The sequence below is a fragment of the Aeromonas sp. 603404 genome, assembly GCF_049171775.1.
Classification (GTDB): Bacteria; Pseudomonadota; Gammaproteobacteria; order Enterobacterales; family Aeromonadaceae; genus Aeromonas; species Aeromonas veronii_A.
In genome coordinates, this window is the sequence record NZ_JAAKPE010000006.1 from 10,877 (window position 1) to 34,967 (window position 24,091).

General features: G+C 60.4%; 17 protein-coding genes. 12 read left to right on the forward strand and 5 right to left on the reverse strand.

Annotated elements, in window-relative coordinates; translation table 11 throughout:
• Nucleotides 1–21 precede the first annotated feature (21 nt).
• The 3 genes from recC to recD are packed head-to-tail and all read left to right on the forward strand — an operon-like array spanning nucleotide 22 to nucleotide 9,043.
• Nucleotides 22–3,375, forward strand: coding sequence for an exodeoxyribonuclease V subunit gamma (gene recC, locus G5306_RS10095; RefSeq protein ID WP_421212190.1), 3,354 nt, complete (start codon nucleotides 22–24; stop codon nucleotides 3,373–3,375).
• Nucleotides 3,375–6,983 (forward strand): exodeoxyribonuclease V subunit beta, encoded by a 3,609-nt coding sequence (gene recB / locus G5306_RS10100; protein WP_421312819.1) that lies wholly within the window; start codon nucleotides 3,375–3,377, stop codon nucleotides 6,981–6,983. Before recC ends, recB begins: the two co-directional genes overlap by 1 nt.
• On the forward strand, nucleotides 6,980–9,043 hold the full coding sequence (gene recD / locus G5306_RS10105; RefSeq protein WP_421312820.1) for an exodeoxyribonuclease V subunit alpha: 2,064 nt from the start codon (nucleotides 6,980–6,982) through the stop codon (nucleotides 9,041–9,043). The genes recB and recD overlap by 4 nt, the downstream gene beginning before the upstream one ends.
• Before the next feature lie 41 nt (nucleotides 9,044–9,084).
• On the opposite strand, the gene G5306_RS10110 is transcribed toward recD, so the two are convergent.
• Nucleotides 9,085–10,254 (reverse strand): helix-turn-helix domain-containing protein, encoded by a 1,170-nt coding sequence (locus tag G5306_RS10110; RefSeq protein ID WP_421312821.1) that lies wholly within the window; start codon nucleotides 10,252–10,254, stop codon nucleotides 9,085–9,087.
• Nucleotides 10,255–10,586: 332 nt separating this feature from the next.
• A complete protein-coding gene (locus tag G5306_RS10115) occupies nucleotides 10,587–10,985 on the reverse strand; it encodes a VOC family protein (RefSeq protein ID WP_421205737.1) in 399 nt (132 codons plus the stop codon).
• Between the two features lie 75 nt (nucleotides 10,986–11,060).
• Between G5306_RS10115 and G5306_RS10120 the strand changes: the two genes are divergently transcribed.
• Entirely contained in the window at nucleotides 11,061–11,957 is an 897-nt protein-coding gene (locus tag G5306_RS10120; protein WP_227341565.1) for a helix-turn-helix transcriptional regulator, read from the forward strand.
• Between the two features lie 190 nt (nucleotides 11,958–12,147).
• Nucleotides 12,148–13,146 carry a sensor domain-containing diguanylate cyclase gene (locus tag G5306_RS10125; protein ID WP_216952682.1) on the forward strand — a complete coding sequence of 333 codons (999 nt, stop codon included), beginning with the start codon at nucleotides 12,148–12,150 and terminating at the stop codon, nucleotides 13,144–13,146.
• Between the two features lie 75 nt (nucleotides 13,147–13,221).
• Here the strand turns inward: G5306_RS10125 and G5306_RS10130 are convergent, their stop codons facing one another.
• Complete coding sequence (locus tag G5306_RS10130) at nucleotides 13,222–13,848, reverse strand: porin family protein (protein WP_421312822.1); 627 nt, start codon at nucleotides 13,846–13,848, stop codon at nucleotides 13,222–13,224.
• 1,275 nt (nucleotides 13,849–15,123) lie between these two features.
• On the opposite strand from G5306_RS10130, the gene G5306_RS10135 reads away from it, so the two are divergent.
• A complete protein-coding gene (locus G5306_RS10135; protein ID WP_005336490.1) occupies nucleotides 15,124–15,888 on the forward strand; it encodes a helix-turn-helix domain-containing protein in 765 nt (254 codons plus the stop codon).
• Nucleotides 15,889–16,038: 150 nt separating this feature from the next.
• Here G5306_RS10135 and G5306_RS10140 read toward each other — a convergent pair whose 3' ends face one another.
• Nucleotides 16,039–16,803 carry a UTRA domain-containing protein gene (locus G5306_RS10140; protein WP_058057086.1) on the reverse strand — a complete coding sequence of 255 codons (765 nt, stop codon included), beginning with the start codon at nucleotides 16,801–16,803 and terminating at the stop codon, nucleotides 16,039–16,041.
• 264 nt (nucleotides 16,804–17,067) lie between these two features.
• Here G5306_RS10140 and G5306_RS10145 point away from each other — a divergent pair, with 264 nt between their 5' ends.
• The 6 genes from G5306_RS10145 to G5306_RS10170 are packed head-to-tail and all read left to right on the forward strand — an operon-like array spanning nucleotide 17,068 to nucleotide 22,332.
• Complete coding sequence (locus G5306_RS10145) at nucleotides 17,068–18,114, forward strand: ABC transporter substrate-binding protein (RefSeq protein ID WP_421312823.1); 1,047 nt, start codon at nucleotides 17,068–17,070, stop codon at nucleotides 18,112–18,114.
• Nucleotides 18,115–18,123: 9 nt separating this feature from the next.
• Nucleotides 18,124–18,957 carry an alkaline phosphatase family protein gene (locus G5306_RS10150; protein ID WP_421312824.1) on the forward strand — a complete coding sequence of 278 codons (834 nt, stop codon included), beginning with the start codon at nucleotides 18,124–18,126 and terminating at the stop codon, nucleotides 18,955–18,957.
• Nucleotides 18,957–19,856: an ABC transporter permease gene (locus G5306_RS10155; RefSeq protein WP_216979680.1), complete on the forward strand. Its 900-nt coding sequence runs from the start codon at nucleotides 18,957–18,959 to the stop codon at nucleotides 19,854–19,856. Before G5306_RS10150 ends, G5306_RS10155 begins: the two co-directional genes overlap by 1 nt.
• The gene (locus tag G5306_RS10160; RefSeq protein WP_005355251.1) at nucleotides 19,849–20,625 is read left to right on the forward strand and encodes an ABC transporter permease; all 777 of its coding nucleotides are present in this window, start codon (nucleotides 19,849–19,851) and stop codon (nucleotides 20,623–20,625) included. The genes G5306_RS10155 and G5306_RS10160 overlap by 8 nt, the downstream gene beginning before the upstream one ends.
• 6 nt (nucleotides 20,626–20,631) lie before the next feature.
• Entirely contained in the window at nucleotides 20,632–21,639 is a 1,008-nt protein-coding gene (locus G5306_RS10165) for an ABC transporter ATP-binding protein (RefSeq protein ID WP_421255053.1), read from the forward strand.
• Nucleotides 21,640–21,678: 39 nt separating this feature from the next.
• Nucleotides 21,679–22,332 (forward strand): HAD family hydrolase, encoded by a 654-nt coding sequence (locus G5306_RS10170; protein ID WP_421255054.1) that lies wholly within the window; start codon nucleotides 21,679–21,681, stop codon nucleotides 22,330–22,332.
• A 135-nt stretch (nucleotides 22,333–22,467) separates the two neighbouring features.
• Here G5306_RS10170 and G5306_RS10175 read toward each other — a convergent pair whose 3' ends face one another.
• The gene (locus G5306_RS10175; protein WP_421205727.1) at nucleotides 22,468–24,066 is read right to left on the reverse strand and encodes a sensor domain-containing diguanylate cyclase; all 1,599 of its coding nucleotides are present in this window, start codon (nucleotides 24,064–24,066) and stop codon (nucleotides 22,468–22,470) included.
• Between the last annotated feature and the right edge of the window lie 25 nt (nucleotides 24,067–24,091).

Consider the following 24,091-nt stretch of genomic DNA (forward strand, 5'->3'; position numbering starts at 1 on the left):
ATCCACAGGCGGGAATTGCTCATGTTTACCCTCTACCACTCCAATCAGCTGGATCTGCTCAAGGAGCTGCTGGTGAGCCGCATCCGGCAGGCCCCTCTCTCTAACCCCTTCGATCGGGAGCAGATCCTGGTACAGAGTCCGGGCATGGCCCAGTGGCTCAAGCTGGAGCTGGCCAAAGCCTTCGGCATCGCCGCCAATATCGACTTTCCGTTGCCCGCCAGCTTTATCTGGGAGATGTTCACCCGGGTGCTGGCGGATGTACCGCGCCAGAGTCCCTACAACAAGGGATCCATGAGCTGGCAGCTGATGACCATTCTGCCTGCCTTGCTGGACAGGCCCGCCTTTGCCCCGCTCGCCGCCTATCTGGGCGGTGGAGAGAACGAAGATCCCGTCAAGGATCCCGAGCAAGTGCGGTTGTGGCAGCTCTGCCAGAAGGTGGCGGATCTCTTTGACCAGTATCTGGTCTACCGGCCGGACTGGATCGCCCGTTGGGAAGAGGGGGAAGGATTGAGTCAGGAGCTGGCCGGGGTGAGCGGTCAGGACTGGCAGCCGGAGCTGTGGCGTGAGCTGGTGGCCCGCACGTTGGCGCTCTCTCCGAGTGGCTACCACCGCGCCAACCTCTACGAGGAGTTTATCCACGAGCTGGAGCGTACTGCCGATCTGCCGGGCAAGCTGCCGCAGCGGGTGTTCGTATTCGGCATCTCGGCGCTGCCGCCGCGCTATGTGGAGGCGCTGCTGGCCCTCGGCAGCCGGCCGGAGGTGGAGGTGCACCTGTTCGTCACCAACCCCTGCCGCTACTACTGGGGGGATCTGCTGGATCGCAAGACCCTGGCGCGCCTCGAAAACAAGCTCAAACCCGGCACCGATATCGAGACATTGCAGGGCCCCGCCAACCCGCTGCTCGCCTCCATGGGCAAGCTGGGGCGCGACTACCTGCATCAGCTGATGGAGCTGGAGGTGCCGCAAATCGAGGCTTTCGTCGATATCGACGAAGTTGATGGCAAAGGCAATGTCAGCCTGCTGCGCGCCATCCAGAAGGATGTGCTGGAGCTGGCCGAGCGAGGCGCCGGTCAGTTCGATCTCGACAGCAGCCACCACAAGAGCCCGATCGATCCGGCGGATGGATCCTTGCAGATCCACGCCTGCCACGGCCCGATGCGCGAACTCGAGGTGCTGCACGACCGGCTGCTGGCGCTGTTCGAGCAGGACCCGACCCTCACCCCGAAAGATGTGGTGGTGATGATGCCGGATGTGAACAGCTACGGCCCCTACATTCAGGCGGTGTTTGGCGCGCGGGGTCAGATCCCGTTTGCGGTCTCGGATCGGGCGGCGAGTCAGGAGAGCCCGCTGCTGCAAAGCTTCCTCGCCCTGCTCAGGCTGCCCAATGCCCGCTTCGGGGCAGGGGAGCTGCTCGCCATTCTCGAGGTGCCCGCCGTGCTGCGCCGTTTCGAGCTGGATGACGACGAGTTCAACCAGCTGCGGGTCTGGGTGCAGGAGACCGGCATCCGCTGGGGGCTGGACGACGGCTACCCCGTCCGTTTCGATCTGCCGCCCATGTCCGGCAACAGCTGGCTGTTCGGCCTGCGCCGCATGCTGCTCGGCTTTGCCATGGGGGATGGCGAGCCGGTGGCGGGCATTCTTCCTTACGCCGATATCGAGGGGCAGCAGGGGTTGGCGCTCGGCAAGCTCGCCTGGTTCGTCGACTCGCTGGCCGAATTCCTGCCCCGGCTGCAACAGGCGCAGCCGCTGGCGGAGTGGAACGCCTGCCTGCTGGCGCTGCTGGAGCGCTTCTATCTGGCCGACGAAGATGAAGAGCGTCAGCTCCAGCTGATTCGCAGCCAACTGGCCGAGTGGCAGACCCGGCTTGGTGAAGCCCGTTTCGAGCAGCCCATTACCGCTGACCTGTTGCAGGATTACCTCGGCAGCGTGCTGGGGGAGTCCCGCTCCAGCCAGCGCTTCCTCGCCGGTCAGGTCAACTTCTGTACCCTGATGCCGATGCGCTCCATCCCCTTCAAGCAGGTCTGCCTGCTCGGCATGAACGACGGTGTCTACCCGCGCACCCTGGCTCCCATGGGGTTCGATCTGATGGCGGTGGCGTCGCGGCGCGGGGATCGCTCCCGTCGTGATGATGACCGCTACCTCTTCCTCGAGGCACTGTTGAGCGCCCAGCAGGGGCTCTATATCAGCTATCAGGGCTTCAGCGCGCAGGACAACAGCGACAAGGTGCCATCCGTGCTGCTGGCCGAACTCATCGACTATGTGCGGCAGGGCTTTGTGCTGGCGGGGGATGAGGAGCTGGACGACGAAACCTCCGGCAAGCGGCTGCTCAACCACCTGATGGTGGCGCACCCGCTCACCCCCTACAGCCGCAACTACTTCTACCCAGAGGCGGGTTCACGCCTCTTTACCTATGCCGCCGACTGGTTGCCCGCCCTCAATCCGGTGCGCGGCGCGGCCAACTTCCAGAGCGGCGAGCTGCCTTTGCCCCCCGAATGGGGCAAGGAGCAGGGGCTGGAGCTGGCGGAGCTGCTGCGCTTCTATCGCCAGCCCACCAAATATTTCCTCAACCGTCGCCTCAAGGTGTGGTTTGAGCTGAACGAAGCCAACATCGAGGACAGCGAGCCGTTCGAGCTGGATGGCCTGCAACATTATCAGCTGAAAGATCTGCTGCTCGATGCCCATCTGGCGGAAGGTGAAAGTACCGAGCGTCGCGAGCGGTTGCAGCTCACCGGCCTGCTGCCGCAAGGGTGGTTCGGCAGCCTGCTGCTGGACGATCTGGATGCCGAGATGGGCAAGCTGGCGGATCGGCTGCGGCCATGGGTTGCGGCCAATGAGTCAGAAAAACAGGCGGTGGAGATCGATATCTCCCTCACTCAGGGCCAGCTGCAAGGGTGGATCGACACCCAGAAGGGGCGCTTGCTGGTGGTCAAACCCGGCAGCTTCAACGGCAAGGATCTGCTGCTGGGCTGGATCCAGCACCTCTGCCTCTCATTGAGTGGCGCCCCCGGCGACACCCTGCTGTTCGATGCCAAACAGAGTCTGCGACTGCCCAAGCTCTCTGCCGACGAGGCGCGGCCCAAGCTGGCGGCGCTGGTGGCGTGCTGGGCGCAGGGGATGAAGCGGCCGCTGCCCTTCTTCCCCAACACTGCCTGGGATTGGCTCAAGGCGATCGAGAAGGATCCGGACAAACCGGAGGCGGCCGACAAGGCGGCTCTCACCCGTTTCAACGGCGGCTGGATGATCAATGGGGAGGGGCAAGACGTTTACGTCGCCCGCTGCTTCCCCGAACTCGATGACGAGGTGCTGGGGCAGTTGCAGGCGCTGGCCCGCGAACACCTGACCCCGCTGCTCAAGACCCTGGAGGAGCTGAAATAATGGCTAACCCGCTCAATACATTGCGTTTTCCCCTCCATGGTGAACGACTGATCGAAGCTTCCGCCGGTACCGGCAAGACCTACACCATCGCCGGTCTCTACCTGCGCCTGCTGCTGGGTCACGGCCCGCTCATCGAAGAGGGCGCCGATGTGGGTCAGCCGAGCGCCCACGAGCGGCCGCTCTCGGTGACCGAAATTCTGGTGGTGACCTTTACCGAAGCCGCCACCGCCGAGCTGCGCGGGCGGATCCGCGGCCGCATCCACGAGGCGCGCCTCGCCTTTATGCGCGGCCATAGCAGTGACACCCTGCTGGCCCAACTGCTGGACGAGGTGAAGGATCACGAATTGGCGGCCCGTCGCCTGCTGGCCGCCGAGCGGCAGATGGACGAGGCGGCGGTCTTTACCATCCACGGCTTCTGCCAGCGGATGCTCAAGCAGAACGCCTTCGAGTCGGGCGCCCTCTTTGAAACCGAATTTCTCACCGACGACAGCCAGCTCAGGCTGCAGGCGGTGAGCGACTACTGGCGTGCCGAGTTCTATCCGGTGGATAAAGCCCTCGCCAGCGCGGTGCGCGCGCTCTGGCCGAGCCCCGCCGCCCTGCTGCGGGAGATGGGCAGCTGGCTCGACAATAGCGAGCTGGAGATCCACCCCGCGCTGGGGGACGAGACCCTTGCCGCCCGCCATCAGGCGGCCATGAGCCGCATCGCGGCAGTGAAAAACGAATGGCTGGCGCAGACGGACGAGATCCGCCGCCAGACCGACGGCCAGATCAGCCGCTACACCGGCAAGAACTACGAAGGGTGGCTTGCCAAGATAGCCGACTGGGCACAGGACGAAAGCAGTGGCTACGCCATCCCGAAGGAGCTGGAGCGCTTCGGCCAGAGGGTGCTGGAGGAGAACCTCAAGAAGGGGGGCGCAGTGCCGACCCTGCCGCTGTTCAGCCAGATCGACCAGCTGCTGGCGAGCCGCCCCGGTATTCGGGATCTCATCCTGCAACGGGCGGCCAAAGTAGTGCGCAGCCGGATGCAGGCGAGCAAGCGCCAAGCCCATCAGCTCTCGTTCGATGACCTGCTCAAAGATCTCGACGGGGCGCTCGGCTCCAGCCTTGGCGAGCGGCTGTGCGAGCGCATTCGCGCCACCTACCGGGTGGCGATGATCGATGAATTTCAGGATACCGATCCCCAGCAGTACCGCATCTTCCATCGGCTTTACGGTGGCCACACCGACACGGCGCTATTGATGATCGGTGACCCCAAGCAGGCCATCTACGGCTTTCGCGGCGCCGACATCTTTACCTACATTCAGGCGCGGCGAAATGTGAGCGCCCACTACACCCTCGGGCGCAACTGGCGCTCCAGCAGTGTGCTGGTGGGGGCGGTCAACGGCCTGTTCGAGCGAGCCAAGGATCCCTTTATCTACGAAGCGGATATCCCCTTCCTGCCGGTGGAGGCGCAGGGCAAGAGCAAGGCGCTGCTGCTCGATGGTGCCACCGCCCCCGTGCTCCACTGCTGGCAGCTGACCGGTCAGCCCACCTTCAACCGGGGGGATTACCAGAGCAAGATGGCCCGCGCCACCGCCGCCGAGATCCACCGCCTGCTGACCCTGGCTCGCGAGGGCAAGGCATTGATAGGTGACAAGGCGGTGAAGGCCGGGGATATCGCCGTGCTGGTGCGCACCGGCGCCGAGGGCAAGCTGGTGCAGCAGGAATTGGCGCGGCTCGCCATCGCCTCCGTCTATCTGTCGAACCGCGAGAGCGTGCTGGAGCAGACGGAGGCGCGGGAGATCCTGCTGATTTTGCACGCCTGCCAGAACCCGAGCGAAGAGCGTAGCCTGCGGGCGGCGCTCGCCACCGGCCTGTTTGATCTCGATGCCAAGGCGCTCGATGGGCTGGCCAGAGACGAGCGGGCGTGGGAGAGCGCGGTGCAGGAGTTTATGGAGTACCGCAAGATCTGGCACCGCCGCGGCGTGCTGGCGATGCTGCGGGCCCTGCTGCACCGGCGCAATCTCGCCTCTTCGCTTTTGGCGAGCCCCTATGGCGAGCGGCGGCTGACCAACTTCCTCCATCTTGGCGAGCTGCTGCAACAGGTGAGCAGCGAGCTGGACGGGGAATATGCCCTGCTGCGCTGGCTGGGGGAGGCGGTGAGCCGCCCCAACGGGCAGGATGCGGAGCAGGTACTGCGCCTCGAATCCGAGCGGAAATTGGTGCAGATCGTCACCATCCACAAATCCAAGGGGCTGGAGTACCCGCTGGTGTTTCTGCCCTTTATCTGCAGCCACAGAACCGCCGAGACCCCGCTCTATCACGAGGCGGATGAGGCGGGCAATCGCACCATTCTCGATCTGACCGGCGCCGACTCGTCGCTCGCCGAAGCGGACAGGGAGCGCCTTGCCGAAGATTTGCGGCTGCTCTATGTGGCGCTGACCCGGGGCGTCTACGCCACCTGGCTGGGGCTGGCGCCGGTGCGGGCGGGAGCAGGCAAGTCGGAGAAGACCGACCTGCACCACACCGCCATCGGCTACCTGCTGCAAAAGGGCGAGGAGGGGGATGCGCAGACGCTGGCGACCGCCCTGACCGAGCTGGCACAGGCGCTGCCCGGGGTAGCCGTCGGTGAGCCCTCGCTCACCCGTCCGGCCCCGCTGCCGCCAGAGGAGGAGCAGTTGGGCGAGCCGCAGGTGCGCCACTTTAGCGGCTCCCTTGAGCGGGACTGGTGGATCAGCTCCTACTCCGGGCTGGCGGCGCAGGGGCACGGTCACAGCAAGGGCGTGCTTGCCAATCCCGGCTTCGATGACGAGGTAGTGACCGAGGCGGCTGCATTGGCTTCCGAGCAACCGGAAGAGGCGCCCCAGCCCTCCATCTTCACCTTCCCGAAGGGGGCGCGCCCGGGCACCTTGCTGCACAGCCTGTTCGAGACCATCGACTTTCAGAGCGCTGGTGGCGAGCCGCTGGCAGAGCATATCGCCACCCTGCTGGCGCAGGATGGTTTTGATGAGAGCTGGGCACCGGTGTTGCAACAGCAGGTCGAAGCGGTGCTGGATACCCCGCTCGATACCGGCTTTGGCGAACCGGTGCGGCTGCGGGATCTGGCCCCCGAGCGCAAACAGGTGGAGCTGGAGTTCTTCCTGCCCATGGGACGGGTGACGGCACCGGCGCTGACCGCCCTCTGCCAGCAGCACGACCCGCTGTCGCGGGGCAACAAGCCGCTGAGCTTTGCCACCGTGCAGGGGATGCTCAAGGGCTTTATCGATCTGGTGTTCGAGTGGCAGGGGCGCTGGTATCTGCTCGACTACAAATCGAACCACCTCGGCATGAGCCCCGCCGATTACAGCCGTCCGGCGCTGGAACGGGCGATGGCCGAGCACCGCTACGACCTGCAATACCAGCTCTACTCGCTGGCGCTGCACCGGCTGCTCACCCTGCGCCTGCCGGGCTACGACTTCGAGCAGCACTTTGGCGGCGTTTTCTATCTGTTCCTGCGCGGCATGCCGCAGGGGGGCATTTTCCATACCCGCCCGAGCCGTGAACTGGTGCTGGGGCTGGATAAGTTGTTTAGCGAAGGCAGTGAGCTGCCAGCAGCGGGATCCCAAGCATTTAACGAGGTAGAGGCATGAGCGGCACCATGATCAGCACCGCGACCAGCGCAATGATGGTTGAACGGCTCAAAACACTGGCGCTGGCTGGCCGCATCCGCCAGCTGGATCTGCAATTTGCCAGGCTGGTGGCCGACCTTGGCGGCAGCCCCGAGCTGGTGCTGGGGGCGGCGCTCACCTGCTTCGAACTGGGGCGTGGCCATGTCTGTTTGCCGCTTGAAATGTTGACTGCCGGATCCCTGCGCCCGTTCGGGCTGGATCCCCAGCAGAGCCGGGATCTGTTGGCTGATCTAGCGGATCCTGCCCGCTGGCCCGCCCTGTTTGCGGCAAGCCCGCTCGTGGGTACGGAACAGGATGACGGCAGCGCCCCGCGCTGGCCGCTGCGGCTGTGGCAGGGGCGGCTCTATCTCACCCGTTATCACGATTTTGAACTGGGGGTGGCCCGCCATCTGCGCGCGTTGAGTGAACGCGCCGAATGGCCGGAGATCGCCCCGGCTCTGTCGCGGCTGTTTGCCCGCGACTATGGGTTGGTGTTCGCGGCGCTGCTCAAAGCCCGCCTCGCCCCCGACTTCTCGGCCCGCCACTTTATCGAAAAGTATCTCGATCTGGTGTGCCCGAACGAGGTGGACTGGCCCGCCATCGAGGGGCTGCTGGCCAGCGCCCAGGCGGCGAGCGATTTGAGCAAGCTGGATACGCTGGTGCCCGAGGCGCTCTGCTGCAACGGCCAGAAGCTGGCGGCGGCCACCGCGGCGGCTCGCCCCTTTGCGGTGATCTCCGGCGGCCCCGGCACCGGCAAGACCACCACGGTCGCCAAACTGCTCGCCATTTTGGTGGAGACCGGCCTGCAAGCGGGCAAGGCCCCGGCGATCCGGCTGGTGGCCCCCACCGGCAAGGCGGCGGCGCGCCTCACCGAGAGTATCGGCTCTGCCCTGCAGGCCCTCGATCTGCCCCCTGAGTGGGTGGAGGCGATCCCCACCGAAGCGGGCACCTTGCACCGGCTACTTGGGGTCATTCCGGGGCGCAGCCAGTTCCGCCACCACGCGGGCAACCCGCTGCACCTCGACTTGCTGGTGGTGGATGAGGCCTCCATGGTCGATTTGCCGATGATGGCACGGCTGCTCGATGCGCTGCCCAGCCATGCCCGCCTGATCCTGCTCGGCGACAAGGATCAGCTCGCCTCGGTGGAGGCGGGGGCCGTGCTCGGCGATATCTGCAGCTTTATCGAACAGGGCATCAGCCCGGCGCAGGCGGACTGGCTCTCCCGCCAGACCGGCTACCGCCTGCAGGGCACGCCCGCGGGGGCACCGGTGCGCGACAGCCTCTGTTTGCTTGCCAAGAGCTGGCGCTTTGATCAGCATTCGGGCATTGGCCAGCTGGCGCGCGCCTGCAACAGCGGCGATGCCACGGCGGTGGAATCAGTCTGGGGCATGGGCTTTAGCGATATCAGCCTGCACCCCTGGGCCGGGGAGGCCTACGATGCCCTGATTGCCCAGGGGGTAGCCGGTTACGGCAGCTATCTGAAGGCGGCCCGTGCGGGGGAGGCGCCCGCCGCCGTGTTCAAGGAATTCAACAGCTTCCAGATCCTCTGCGCCCTGCGCGACGGCCCGTTCGGGGTGCTGGGGCTTAACGAGCGACTGGAACTGGCCCTGTCACGGGCCGGCCTGATTGCCCGCGACGGCGACTGGTATGCCGGTCGCCCGGTGATGGTGGTGCGCAACGACCACGGGGTCGGCCTCTACAACGGCGATATGGGGCTCTGCCTGCCCGATGAAACTGGCCGGTTAAAGGTCTGGTTTGAGCAGCCGGACGGCACCCTACGGGCGCTTTTGCCCAGCCGCTTGCCCCCCCACGAGACGGTCTACGCCATGACCATCCACAAATCTCAGGGCTCGGAGTTTGCCCATACTGTGCTGGTGCTGCCCGATAGCTCGAGCCCGCTGCTCACCCGCGAGCTGGTCTACACCGGCATCACCCGCGCCAAGGCACGGCTCGATCTCTACGGCGATCGCGCCCTGCTGGCACAGGCGGTGCGGAAAAAGACCGAGCGTTATTCCGGATTGGCACAGAGGTTGGGGGAGTGATTGATTGGATGGCGGTAAAGGGATTTGCCGCCGTTTTAATGTCATTCACTAATTGAAAATTCAGAGGGAGGATTTATTTGCTCAAAAACCCACTCCGAAAAAACTTTTTCAACATCCCATCTATTATAATTTTCGTCAGGGTAACGTTTTCTCATCAAATCTGACTTACAGGAATTAAACTCATGATATTTTTCCATGAATTTCTTGGACAGTTCATTTAGTTCACTGTCACTGTTAATTATAAAAAATGGCAATTTTATTATGGGTGGTTTCAGTTGAGTTGTGATTGGTGTAGACAGTGTTTGATATGTATCACAATGCACTTCACTTTTTCTTATGTGTTGAAATAAACTATATTCAATAGTTCCTTTTTTATAATAGTAAATCTCACAGTAAAATTCTGCATTTGACCCATCTTGAGCTTCTGGATAGGTAATAAACTCAATGTTTGGGAATGGTATAGTCAAACCCTCGTTGTAGTAATTAACAACAGGCAAGGTTTTAATAATTCTGTTCTTATATTTTAAGTGGTAGTCAAACTGTCTTGCATTCTCAAAATATAAGTTTTGCCACCAGTAATTACCCCCCTCATGTTCTACACTTCCAATCTCAATAGTGAAATCAGGATCATTAGAATAGAAGGCTTGGCTAATACCGTCATAGTCCCAACATTTGGCATCTTCTAAAAGAATGGAGAATCTATCAGGGACTTTTAGGTTGAGGCCGAATCTTTCACTCCACATCGTTCTGACATCAATTGGATTGGCACATGAATCTAATGGTGTATTAGCATCATTTGTCCGTGAATAAACAACACCAGCTCGTATGGATTTACCTTGATAACTGTATTCTTTTGTCAGGTAATATGGTTTTAAAGGCTCATTAAATATTGTTAGGATTGCTAACTTGGCTTCATTAAATTGTAAAAAATCAAGCTGAATGTTTGGGATGTTATCTTCACTAAAACGTAGTCTTCTAAGCGCAGTTATAATATCTGCTTGAGTATATTTTTTATCACTCTCGTTTAATCCAACTACTTCTAATGAATCAGATATTCCGAAAGCTATGTATCTATTCCCATTGTGAATTACATTAGCCATACATAGAATATCATGGACCATTGCAACAATATTGTTGTGGAATTTTTGTTTGAAGTCCCACCAGAGACCTTCTTTACCTTTTGAGAGTAAGTCATTAATGATGCTGTTCATTAAATAAAACCATGAAGTAATGTAAATTGTATTTTGTAATTGTCGTCAGTTTACCTTCAAATATGGTCGCAATGGAACTATTTACATGCTTATAAGCTGAACTCGCATGTTGGGCTTCGCAGGCTCAGCACCAAACTACCGATCGTGTAGGTTGTGGCGAGCGTAGCGAAGCCCAACGTTTACCGCGAAATCTCTTTTTCCTTTCCCTTATCCCCAGCCCTTCTCCTCCTTTTTTAATAAACGGGAGAAGGGAGCAATGCCGTTACCGTTGTCCGATTACGCTTCGCTAATCGAACTTACGAGAGGGCCAGGGTGAGGGGAGCATTCAGGTATTAGATGGTCAGCTCCAGCCGGTTGCCTTCCGGGTCGAGGAAGGTGCTCTCGTAATAGCCGTCGCCGGTCCAGCGGGGGCCGTCCAGGTGTTTCACTTCGGCGCCCTTGAGCAGCTTGAGGCGGGCGGTCATCTTGTCCACTTCCTCCACGCTGCCGAGGGAGAAGGCGAGGTGGGCCAGCCCCTGCAACGGGTGTGGCAGAGTGAGATCTGCCGGAAACAGTATGGGGATGTGCATCAGCTCCAGGCTGGCGCCCCCTTCGAAACGCACGAAGTAAGAGCTGAACTGTTTGCTCGGGTTGTGATAGCGCTCATTGGCCTGCCCGCCAAACAGGGTGCAGTAGAATGCCTTGAGTGCCTCCAGATCCTGCGCCCAGATGGCGACGTGATGGATATGCATGGCTGGTCTCCTGTGACTCGATGCCCTTAATGCTATGCTGGGGCCTGTCCCTTCGACATGGCTGAGCCCGTCCTGATGATGTCTGAAACTGCCAACACCGAGATTATCGATGTCTCCCCCGACTGCCGCGAGCAGATCTGTTGCGACAGTCTGCTGCCGGCCCTCGCACAGGAGCAGGTGTGGCTGGCGGGCTATTCCCGTCTCAAGACCCGCTACCGCATCGCGCGCCGCTTTGCCGATATGCACTGTTTTCTGCTGACCCTGGGCGGTGAGGGGGAGGTGCAGGTGGGCGATCGCCGCGAGCGGTTGCAGGCCGGGGAGTGGGCGCTGATCCCAGCCGGGGAGCCACTCTGCTATCAGTTGAGTGAGCCGTTGAACCAGCAGGTGAATAAGGGGAGTGAGTGGGAGCTGGTGTGGCTGCTGCTGCACAAGGATTCCCCCTGGGATGCCTTCGCCAGCCACCCCCGGCTCGGTTGTACCTCCCAGCAGGCTACCGTGCTGCGCACGCTCGAGAACCTCTATGCGGAGCAGGAGCGCCATCAGGACCCGCTGCTCAGCGCCCTGCTGGTTGAGCAGCTCGGCTTTTACCTGCGCCGTCTGTTGCAAAAGGGGGAGGGGCAGCGGCGTGGCGAGCGGCTGGCGCTGCGCCTCGAATTGCTGCTCAAAGAGGCGCTGACCGAGCCGTGGGACATAGCGCGCATGGCTGGCGCCCTGCATCTCTCCGAGCGCCAGCTCTACCGGCTCTGCCAGCAGCACTTCGCGCTGGCGCCCATGGCGCTGCTGCAACGGCTGCGGCTGCAGCGGGCGGCGCTCTTGCTGGCCAGCCGGGCCGACCCGGTGAAGCTGCTGGCCGAGCAGTGCGGCTTCAAGAACGAGTACCACTTCTCCACCGCCTTCAAACGCCAGCATGGCCTGGCGCCCAGCCACTATCGCAACCTGCATCATCCTGCCTTTAAAACCGGACAAGGGTGAAATATTGAGCCACACTGGTTGCTAATGTTATTCAGACGAACCCGATGGCGGCCGATAACCGGAACAAGTAGTGGCGGTTTTCATCGATCAACGGATAGCGGACTGTGCAGCCGTCTGCCGCTATCATTTCTCAACATCAGGCTGGAATGCCCCGCGCCCCAGCGGGGCGGCAATACAAGGATGGTCTCCCATGCTGCAGGACAGCGACACGATCAGGATCTCGGATGTCAGCGAAGCCGTGGTACATGGCATTCTCGAGGTGATCAGCGATGGCATCTGGGACTGGAATGCCAACACCGGTTTCGTCTATCGCAACCCGGGCTGGTACCGGATGCTGGGCTACGAGCCCCATACTCTAGGCAACAATGTCTTCACCTGGGAGAGTGTGATCCACCCCGACGACATGGATCGGGTGATGGCGAGCTTCGATGCCTATCTGAGCGGCGCCGCCCCCGACTACCGTGTCGAGTATCGCTGCCGCAGTCGCGGCGGAGACTATATCTGGATCGAGGATTGCGGCCGCATCATAGAGCGCAATCCCGATGGGTCTGTGGCGCGGATGATCGGCGCCCATCGCAATATCCACGCCAGCAAGTTGCTGCTGGAGCAGCTGGAGCTGCGCAATCAGTCGCTGGAGCAACTGGTGGCGGAGCGCACCGCCGAGCTGGTGCGAGTCAACGAGGCACTGCAACAGAGGGTGGAGGAGAATCGTCAGCTGGCGGAGACTGATGCCCTGACCGGTGCCGCCAGCCGCTATCGGCTGGAGCGGGCGTTGCAGCTGGAGTGCGAACGGGCGCGCCGCTTTCACTTGCCTTTTACCGTGATTGCCATGGATGTGGACAACTTCAAGCAGATCAATGACAGCTATGGCCACAATATCGGGGATCAGACCCTGATCAACATAGTGGCGCTGGTGCGCGACCATATCCGCGAGATTGATCTGCTGGCTCGTTGGGGTGGCGACGAGTTTATGGTGCTGCTGCCCAATACCGGCCGTGAAGATGCGTTGGTGGTGGCGAACAAGTTTCAGGCGTTGATGGTGACGAACCCCATCTGTCCCCGCGGTGTCACCACCATGAGCTTCGGAGTGGCGGAGTATCAGCAGGGTGAGCAGAAGGAGAGTCTGATGGTGCGTGCCGATCGGGCGCTCTATCAGGCCAAGCAGCAGGGCAAGAATCAGATCTGCTGATGGCACATCAGCCAATAGAAGGGCCGCAGGCGTGAAACCTGTGGCCCTTTTGCATTGTTACTGACGCGGCGCGACTTAGAAGTGGTAGCGCAGACCCAGCTTGAGGGTATCCAGAGAGTAGTGCTCATCACCCAGGCTCAGGGCGTCGAACTGGCGCTCGTAACCGATACCGGCAGAGAAGTGGTCGTTGAAGGCGTAGTCCAGACCTACTTCCAGATTGGGGTGTACCTTGCTCTTGGTTGCGCTCTTGCTTACCTGATCGCTGAAACCGAGGAAGGTGGCGTTGCCGACAACTTCCAATTCGGTGCGGGTGTAGGCGATACCCGGTTTGGCATAGGCGCTGAAGCCCCAGGCCAGCGGCTGGCTCAGCTTGGCGGCCAGGCTGATGCTGCGGGTTTCGATGGTGGTGTCGGCAAAACCGGTTGCCCCCTGAGAGGTCACCCAGATCAGCTGCTCCATCTGTTGGGCGTGCAGGCCACCTTCAATGGCCAGCCAGTCGTTGAGGTGATAGCCGACGATCAGGCTGCCGCCGTCGAGCAGGTCGTCGATCACTTTGGCGTCATAGGCGCGCTGGAGGTCACCCTCGAGATCCATCTTGGAGGTGGTCAGATCCAGACCTGCATACCAGCCTTCGGCATGGGCGCCGCCATTCATGGCCAGAGCAAGCAGGGAGAAAGCGGCAATTTTATTAAACTTGTTCATGGATAAATAACCTTGTGTTGCGTGAACTGCGTGTAATTTATATTGCTCAATCCATGAAGCTTTTTATATTTCCGTCATCGCTCTGCTTTCACAGAGGGGCCGCAGTATAGTCAGCACATTTCTGAATAACAAGAGAGTGGTTTCCCCATCATTATAAATATGACTGGCTGCAAGCAGGGCCATTTTGTTTAATAAATGGTGTTATTAGAGTTTTAGCTTTATTGAGGTTTAAATAATTAACTGGTGAGGCAAATGACCGGCTGCGAGTTCTATTTTGATTCTATGTGATTGATTTTTATCAGCATTGAATTTTCATTCGAGCGTGGCCATGATGAGCCGTCTAAAAATTGGCATCTCAGATGTCACTGATTGGCATCAGGTTCTTTTCGATGATTTTTTGAACGCATCACAAGGTGAAACCGTGAGAAAAAAATTTCTCTCTTTGCCTGTTTTTTGCTCTTTTTGAGGTTTGGGATTGTTCCCATTGTAACTTTTGGTGGTCTTTTGAGGCTGTTTTTGCGTGGGCTATGCTACCCACCAGATACGCGAATGGGCGCTTGTGGGTGGCTTTTCTCTTCACCCGGTAGCAGTTGTTGGGGTGGCATGGGGTGTGATAAGCAGATATGGGGCGTGCGGCCCGATTAATTTTGTTTGCTTATATATGCAAGCCATTTAAAAGATAAGTTTTTGATGTTTTAAATTACTTGATTATATTTGTTTTTATATTGAGTGAAGCTTTCCAAGTAAGCCATTTAAATATATTTAATGGCAATGAGACGGTATTAAGGATCGTTTAGGATACCTTGCCAGAGAGGTCGTAGTGGCTGGCGCATCAGTGGGCGGCGGGTGGCCTGTGACACTTCCCCTTGCCGGGGCCCTTGACCTGACCTGCGAATTCAGGGAAAAGAAAAGGGCGGTGCTATCAGCGCCGCCCAATGCCAGGAAAGAGAAAAAACCTTGCGGTTTAAAAGATAAAAATTTGGAAGCAAACAATCGATTTCTCAACCAGGAAGGGTCTTGAATTCGATACGTTTCGATTATGCGCGATGTTCTATGCAGCACTAGCAAAATGTTTGCGGGTTGAAAGATATGCACTGTCTGGTGTCAGATTTTGCGACCTCATCGTTCAACTGGTCTGTCCTGATGGGCGTTGTAGGCGATTTTTTCTCTAGGCTGTTTTTTCGGTGTCAATATCTGAGCCTTGAAGGTAAAAACAGGTCAGAAGCTGACTCGGCATAACCATGCAATGAAAGTGCGATAACAAGGAAGAGTGGCATGACCTACAGCCAGACCCTGGCCAACAATATTCTCGACACCCTGAAGAAGACCCTGACCGACAAGGGGATCCGCTATCAGACCCTGGCAGAAGCCATGGGTGTCTCCATCGCGACCGTGAAACGGATGATGAACAAGCCCTCGCTGCCGTTTGATACTCTGCTGGAGATCTGCCATCTGGTGGGTCTCTCGTTCGAGGAGTTGCTGGATCGCACTCAGGACGCCCAGAGCCGCCGCGCCGTCTTTACCCAGGAGCAGGACGAGGCGTTTCACAATGAGCCGGGGCTCTACGCTTTTCTCGCCAATATCTTCTGGCGCGACAAGACGCTGATCGATCTCAAGCGGGAGTACGGCCTGACCGATGCCTCCTGCTACCTCTATCTGCGCAAGCTGGAGAAGCTCGGCATTTTGCAGCTTGGTATCGACAACAGTTACCACTTCCTGATCAGCGAGCGGATCAGCTTCGAGCAGCACAGCCGTTTCGCCCGCCAGCAGGCACGGCAGGCGATGTCGGTGCTGGGGGAGTATCTGGTGGAGAACATGCACAAGTCGAACAACTATATGGCGCTCTGCCAGTTGCACCTCAACGAGGGGGAGGCGATGGCGCTGATCGACCGGATGAAGGAGTACTGGCATCAGGAGATCAAGCTCAACCGCCCCGCCATCGGCCAGCAGGAGCACGCCAAGACCTACACCATGTCGCTGCAACTGGCCGACTGCGGCTACCAGAGCTTCGACGACATGATCCCCAATATCGACAACTGATCCCGGCGGATCCTGCGGGATCCGCCATGTTGGAGTCTGGTTATTCCGTGAGTTGAACGGTATGCGATTTGCTTGCGACCGGTTGCAGCACCCGGTTATCGAGGCAGATGCGGATCGCCACTGTGCTCGACAGTGCTCTGGATATTTTCCCTAATCGGCGACCCGGGTTTGTTGCAGCTTGCCTGCGAGCGGCTGCAACGCTCGCGTATCCAGACAGATACGGATCGCATCCGGCCGCCAGTGCTCGATATCGCAATCCACCAGACCGCCCCGCTCGTCGTAATTGACCCGCACCAGCCGCAGCACCGCGCTCCCCTCTGCCAGATTGAGGGCGCGGGCGATGGCGCCGCGCGCCGCCGAGGGGGTGATCTCGAGACTCGCTCCACCCTGGCCTATGCCATAGCGCTGCTGATAGAGCTCGGTGAGGGAGCTGGCCAGCGGCGCGCTGGCGATATCGGGAAAGCGGCTCGCCAGCAGGTGGTGGCTGACATGCAGCACCGGGCGGCCGTCGATCAGCCGCTGGCGGCGGATCTCATAAAGTGGAGTGAAGGGTTCCAGCCCCATCCAGCGACACAGCTCGCTGCTGGCAAGCTCGCTGCCGTGGGCCAGCACCCGGGTTTCGGCGGTGCGCTGCTGCTCGCCGATCCACTGGTGAAAGTGGGTGTGGATGGCAGGATCATAGGTGAGGCGGGGTGGCGCCACGAACCAGCCGCGCCGCTCGGCCCGGTAGATAAGGCCGTCTGCTTCGAGGCTGGAGAGCGCCTCCTTGATGGTGATGCGGGTGGTGGCGAAACGCTCGCTCAGGGCCCGTTCGGCGGGCAGCTGCTGCCCGGCCCCCAATTGGCCGCTGCCGATATAGCGGCGCAGGGTCTGGCAAATCTGTTCGCACTTGGAGGAGGAGCGGCCATCGGCCATGCTCTGTTCGTTCACTCTCTGCTCGCTCAATTTCGGCTCGGTCACACTCTTGTCCCTGTCGCTTATTCAGAAGGCGGATGACTGGCCAATCCCTTACTGGAGTAGTCCAGCCTCACTCGGGTTCAGAGTTGTAACCGCTGTGGATGACAGCACCATGACAGGGCGATTGTCACGAAACTGCCATCAAAGTGCCCCGCCACCGTCATATTTCCCCTCTAGCATCCCTCTCGAACCTTAACTGACCTAGTCCAGAGGGATGGGATGATGAAAAGCGTGATCGCAAGTGCACTGGCCCTGGTGGCCATCAGTCAACCGCTGTTTGCCGCCGAGAACATCGCGGATCTCGAAAAAGCCGCCCGCGGTGAGGGCCAGCTCCAGAGCGTCGGCATGCCGGACAGCTGGGCCAACTGGAAGGATACCTGGCAGCAGCTCGGCAGCATCTACGGCATCAAGCATCAGGATACCGACATGAGCTCCGCCCAGGAGATCGCCAAGTTCGCCGCCGAGAAGGCCAATGCCACCGCCGATATCGGCGACGTGGGCGGCGCCTTCGGCCCGGTTGCGGTCAAGCAGGGGGTCACCCAGCCCTACAAACCCTCCACCTGGGCTGATATTCCCAACTGGGCCAAGGACGCCGATGGTCACTGGATGCTGGCCTATACCGGCACCATCGCCTTCCTGATCAACAAGGATCTGGTCAAGGCCGCCCCCACCAGCTGGCAATCCCTGCTGGGTGGCGACTACAAAGTGACCCTGGGTGATGTGGGCGTTGCCTCCCAGGCCAACAACGGCGTGCTGGCGGCGGCCTATGCCACCGGCGGCAGCGAGAAGAATCTGAAACCTGCGCTGGAGCTGTTCGGTCAGCTGGCCAAGCAGGGCCGCCTGTCGCTGAACGACCCGACCATCGCCAACATCGAGAAGGGTGAGGTGGAAGTGGGTGTGCTGTGGGACTTCAACGCCCTCAACTACCGCGACCAGATCGACCCCAAGAAGTTTGAAGTGGTGATCCCGAGCGACGGCTCCGTCATCGCCGGTTACACCACCATCATCAACAAGTGGGCCAAGAACCCCAACGCCGCCAAGCTGGCGCGGGAATACATCCTCTCCGATGCCGGTCAGATCAACCTGGCTCGTGGCTATGCCCGCCCGATCCGCAGCAACGTTGCGCTGCCGGATGACGTGAAGGCCAAGCTGCTGCCGGCCGAGCAGTACGCCAAGGCCAAGCCGGTGCAGGATCATGCCGCCTGGGAGCAGAGCTCCAAAGCCCTGCCGCGCCAGTGGCAAGAAACCGTCATGATCAACATGCAGTAAGGGAATCCAGTGCAACACAAGGTGATAGTGGTACTTGTGGATGGTCTGGCAGCCGAGGTAGCCCACACCATGGGTTACCTCGGTGGCATGGTGGAGGCGGGGCGGGGCCTGCATACGACCCTGAATGCTGCCCTGCCGTCTCTCTCCCGGCCCCTCTACGAGTGCATCCTGACCGGCGTGCCGCCGGTGGTGAGCGGCATCACCCACAACGGGGTGAGTCGCCTCAGTCTGCATGACTCCATCTTCCATCTGGCCCGCGCCGCGGGCAAACGCACCGCAGCGGCGGCCTATTACTGGGTGAGCGAACTCTACAACCGCAGCCCCTGGCTGGCTGCCCGTGATCGCTTTACTCATGACGAGCAGTTGCCCATCCAGCACGGCTGCTTCTACTGGGATGACAACTATCCCGACAGCCATCTGCTGATGGATGGGGAATGGCTGCGCAGCCAGTACGATCCCGATTTTCTGCTGATCCACCCGATGGGGGTGGACGATGCGGGCCACAAGTTTGGCCTCGATTCCCGCCAGTACCGCAATCAGGCGCGCCGCATGGACAGCCTGCTGGCCGATCTGCTGCCCCAGTGGCTGGCTGAGGGATATCAGGTGGTGATCACCTCGGATCACGGCATGAACAACGATCTGAGCCACGGCGGCACCCTGCCGGAAGAGCGCACCGTGCCACTCTGGCTGTTTGGCGATGCCTTTATCGAGCGCTGGCCGGATGGGGTGGTGATCGCCCAGACCCAGCTCTGCGCCCTGATGGCCGATCTGCTGGGGGTTTCCCACGACAAGCCGGCAGCGCCACCGCTGCTCAAGGCGGCCTTTATGCGTGAGGTGCACTGATGATGCCTGCAACCACCGAGATCCTCGCGGATCAACCTGTGGCAACCAAGCAGAAGGTGCGCCGCCACTGGCTGCCCGCGCTGGTGCTGCTGCCGTTTATCCTCTTGATGATCCTGTTCCAGCTCGCTCCCATGGTGTGGGTGCTGGTGGGCAGCTTTCAGACCCCAGATGGTTGGGGCCTTGACTACTACCGGGAGATTTTGAGCTCCCCCTTCTACCTGCAATCGTTCGGCAACTCGTTGCGCATTGCCGGTATCGCCAGTCTGGCGGGGCTTGCCATCGGCACCCTCGGGGCGGCGGCGCTGCGCCACAGCGGCGAGCGGGTCAAGCGGGTACTGTTGGCCTTCGTCACCATGACTGGCAACTTCAGCGGGGTGCCGCTGGCATTCGCCTTTATCATCATTCTCGGCATCAACGGTGCGGTGACCCTGCTGCTGAAATCCTGGGGATTGATCGACGGCTTCAACCTCTACTCGGGTAGCGGCCTTATCCTCATCTACACCTACTTCCAGATCCCGCTCGCTCTGCTACTGCTCTATCCGGCGTTCGATGCGCTGCAGGATGAGTGGCCACAGGCTGCCGCGCTGCTCGGCGCGAGCAAGGGACAATATGTGTGGCACGTGGCACTGCCGGTGCTGACACCTGCGCTGCTCGGCACCCTGATCATCCTGTTTGCCAACGCGGTGGGGGCTTATGCCTCCGCCTACGCCCTCACCACCGGCAACTTCAATCTGGTGACCATCCGGGTGGCCAGTCTGGTCTCCGGCGATATCTTCCTCGAACCCAATATGGCGGCGGCGCTGGCGGTGATCCTGATGGTGCTGCTGGGAGTGGTGACGGCTGCCAACCAGTGGTTGCTGAAAAAGAGCTATGTGAACAAGGGGCAATCCCATGCATGATTTGACGCCGCGCTGGCCCAAGTGGGTGCTGGGTGGGCTGGTCGCCACCCTGCTGCTGCCGCTGTTGGCCACGTTTCTCTACTCCATCTCCACCCGCTGGGGGGCGACCCTGCTGCCGGATGGCTTCACCCTCGACTGGTATCTCAAGCTGTGGGGCGATCCGCGCTTTCTGGCGGCGTTTGGCCGCAGCCTCCTGGTCTGCTTCGCCACTCTGCTGCTGGGGACGCTGGTGCTGGTGCCGACCGTGCTGGTGGTGGCCTACTACTTCCCAAAGCTGGATCCCTGGATGAACCTGCTGATCCTGCTCCCCTTCGCGGTGCCACCTGTGGTCTCGTCAGTGGGGCTGCTGCAGATCTACGCCGATGGTGTCCTGCCGATTATCGGCACGCCGTGGATCCTGATCGGCACCTGGTTCACCGTGGTGCTCCCCTTTATGTATCGGGCGCTGGCCAACAGCCTGCAAGGGGTACCGCTCAGGGATTTGATGGATGCTGCCCATCTGCTGGGGGCAAGTAGTCGGCGCGCCTTTCTGTTGGTGGTGATCCCTTGTCTGCGCAAGGGGCTGCTGGCTGCCCTGTTTCTCTCCCTCTCCTTCCTGCTCGGCGAGTTCGTGTTTGCCAACATGCTGGTTGGCACCCGTTACGAGACCCTGCAGGTCTACCTCTACAACATGCGCGCCACTTCTGGCCACTTCACCAGTGCGCTGGTGATGAGCTACTTCCTGCTGACCCTGCTGCTCACCTGGGCGGCCAACAGATTTCATCGGTGATCCAAGATGTTTCATTTAGAAGTCAATCAGTTGCACAAATCCTACGGCGATACGCCGGTGTTCGAGGGGATCGAATTCGGCATTCGCAAGGGGGAGCTGGTGACCCTGCTCGGCCCCTCCGGCTGTGGCAAGTCCACCTTGCTGAGGGCGCTGGCCGGGCTCACTCCGGTGGATGGCGGTCAGGTGCGGGTGGCCGGTGAAGATATCACCTGGCAGGAACCCCAGAAGCGGGGCATTGGCATGGTGTTCCAGAGTTATGCGCTGTTCCCCAACATGACGGTGTGGGACAACGTCGCCTTCGGCCTCAAGATGAAACCCCAGCCGGGGCGGGAGCTGGCGGCCAGCGTGAAAGAGGCGCTGGCGCTGGTGGAGCTGACCGGTTTCGAGCGCCGCTATCCGGCCGAGCTCTCCGGCGGCCAGCGCCAGCGGGTGGCGCTGGCCCGGGCACTGGTGGTGCAGCCGCGGATCCTGCTGCTGGACGAGCCGCTCTCGGCGCTGGATGCCCGCATCCGCCGCAGCCTGCGCCAGCAGATCCGCGAGATCCAGCAGCGCCTCGAGCTCACCACCATCTTCGTGACCCACGATCAGGAGGAGGCGCTTACCATGTCGGATCGGATCTTCCTGATGAACAAGGGATCCATCGTCCAGAGCGGTACGCCGGAGGAGATCTATACCCGCCCCGCCAGCGAGTTTGTGGCGGGCTTTATCGGCAACTACAACCTGCTCGGCGCCGAGCAGGGCAAGTCGCTGTTCGGCCCCCGTTTTCAGGGCAAGCTGGCGCTGCGGCCGGAGTCCATCACCCTGCTGCCCGCCGGGGCGACCAGCAGCGAACCCAGCCTGCCCGGCATCGTTCGCCAGCAACAGCTGCTCGGCAACGTGATCCGCTATCAGGTGGAGTGCGAGGCGGGGCTGTTGACGGTGGATTGCCTCAACCGCTCGGTTGGCGATCTGCTGGCCACCGGCAGTGCCGTGACCCTGGCGGTGGCCCGGGATCAACTCTGTGAGGTAGCATGACGCCTCGTTTCATTTTCGTTGTTACCGCAAGGAGCCCTCATGGCACTGGCACTGTTTGATCTGGACGAGACCCTGATTGCCGGGGATTCCGCCAGCCTCTGGCTGGAGTACATGGTGGCCGAGGAGCTGGCCCCTGCCAGCATGATCGCCGAGGAGCAGGCGATGATGTCCCTCTACCATCAGGGCAAGATGGATATGCACCAGTACATGGCTTTCACCCTGCAACCGCTGGTGGGCAAGACGCGCCAGTGGCTCGACTCCCTCTGCACCCGCTTTGCCGAACAGGTGCTGCGGGAGCGCCTCTACCCGGAGGGGCTGGCCCGCATCGAGTGGCACCGCCAGCGTGGCGACGAGCTGGTGCTCATCTCCGCCTCCGGCGAGCATCTGGTGGCCCCCATGGCGCAGATGCTGGGGATGGATCACTGCGTGGCCATCCTGCTCGACGAGGAAGCCGGCATGCTGACCGGCCAGACCCGCGGCACCCTGAGTTTTCGCGAAGGCAAGGTGGCCCGCATCAACCAGCTCTTTGCCGGCAGGGACCATCTCTGGCAGGGGAGCTTTGGTTATAGCGACTCTCACAACGATCTGCCCATGCTGCGGGCGGTGAGCCATCCTCATGCGGTCAATCCGGCCCCCGCGCTGCGTCAGCAGGCCGAGGAGCTGGGCTGGCCGGTGTGGGTGTGGCAGCGCTGAGTTGTGCGCTTAAACAGGCTCAATACACGGCAAAAATAGCGATATAAACAACAGAGAGAGGCCGTTGCCTCTCTCCTGTCTTCCTTTCCTGGTTGCGTTCATTCTGTCTCCCGCCACGATGACCGCCGAGTTGGCTCAAGGTGAGGAGGCCTCTTCCATCTGACCGTTGCCACGACGCTGGGGGAAGCAGATGCGATTTTTCCCCTCCCGCTTGGCCTGATAAACCCCGCTGTCGGCCAGTTCTATCAGCTCCTTGGTCGAGAGCCCGGAGTGGCTCAAGGCCACCCCGCCGCTGAGGGTAATGGTCAGTTCCGGCTCTCGCCACTCCAGTTGAGTGACCGCAAGTCTGAAGCTCTCCAGCAGCGAGGTGGCCTCACTCATTTGCATCTCCAGGCGCAAGATCAGCACCAGCTCCTCGCCACCGTAACGACAGAGCCAGCCCCACTGGTCAAACATTTTCATGCCCAGCTTGCTCACCCGTTTGAGCACTATATCCCCTGTTTGGTGGCCAAAGGTGTCGTTGACCTGTTTGAAGTTATCGAGATCGAACATCACTACTAGGAAGGGGGCACCGCTGCTGAGCTGTCTCTGCAGGCACTCGTCGAAGAAGCGGCGGTTGTAGAGACCGGTGAGTTTGTCCTGATTGGCTTGCTGGCGGATCTGGGCAAAGTCCTGACTGGCGGCATCCATCTCTTCATAGACCTTGGCCAGCTCCAGCATGCGGCTGCCATGATAGGCAATCCCGCCAGAGCGGCTGGTGCGGATCAGCAGGGTAATCTCCCCCAGCATGCGGCGGAAGTAGCGGGCCCAAAGCAGGGCTAGCAGCAGATAGAAAAAGCAGGCAACGGCAATCATCAGCTGCACGTTGATGGAGACGCTGTCGATCACCTGCTGCATGCTGGCGGTGGGCTCGACACTGAGCAGGAACCAGCGCTGCTCGGGGACACGGTAGTAGGAGACCATCATGCCGCTGGCATCGTCGAGGAAGAAACCTTGCGGCTGTTGCATGTGTGTCAGCCATTCAGGGTGGGTGAGCGGTTTGAATACCTGTTCGCGATCCGGGTGAGCCAGCACCAGCCCGTCATGGTTGATCAGGATCTGATAGCCCTTGCCCAGATGATGGCTCTGTTCATGCCGGTTGTTGAGCCAGTTGGCGAGCGGGGTGAGCTGGGTATCGAGGGAGAGCACCCCCACTCGCTTGCCGTCAGGGTCTTGAATTACCCGAGCCAGCGCCATGGTGAGGGTACCCAAGGTGTAGTCGTAATAGGGATCGGTCCAGACGATCCGGTTCGGGTGGCTGGCTGCCAGCAGATACCAGGGGCGAGTTCTGGGATCGAACTTCTCGTCCGCCTGCCAGGTGGGGTGGATCAGCATCTGGCGATGCTCGGTTCCTACATAGACGTAGTCGAGCTCCATCACCTCGTGATAGGCCTGCCACTGTTGCAGGTAGCGCTCGCCGTTACTGATCGCTGGGCTGCTGAAATCCTGATAATTTACCTGCTGATAAATAAGCGTAAACTGGCGTTTGAGGGTCTCCAGATAGGGTTCGAGCAGGGTATGGAGATATTGGGTGTTGCGGGCAATCAGGTTTTGTTGCTGCTCGAGGCGCAGGGTACGTTCCATATGCAGGTAGTAGATGCTGCCGAGCAACACTACGGGAATAAAGAGCAGGAGGAGGCCCAGCCGCATGCGGGTGATTAAAGACCAAGTGTGCTTGGGCTTGGCGGGGGACATGCACAGATCCTTTTCAGCTCGGGTG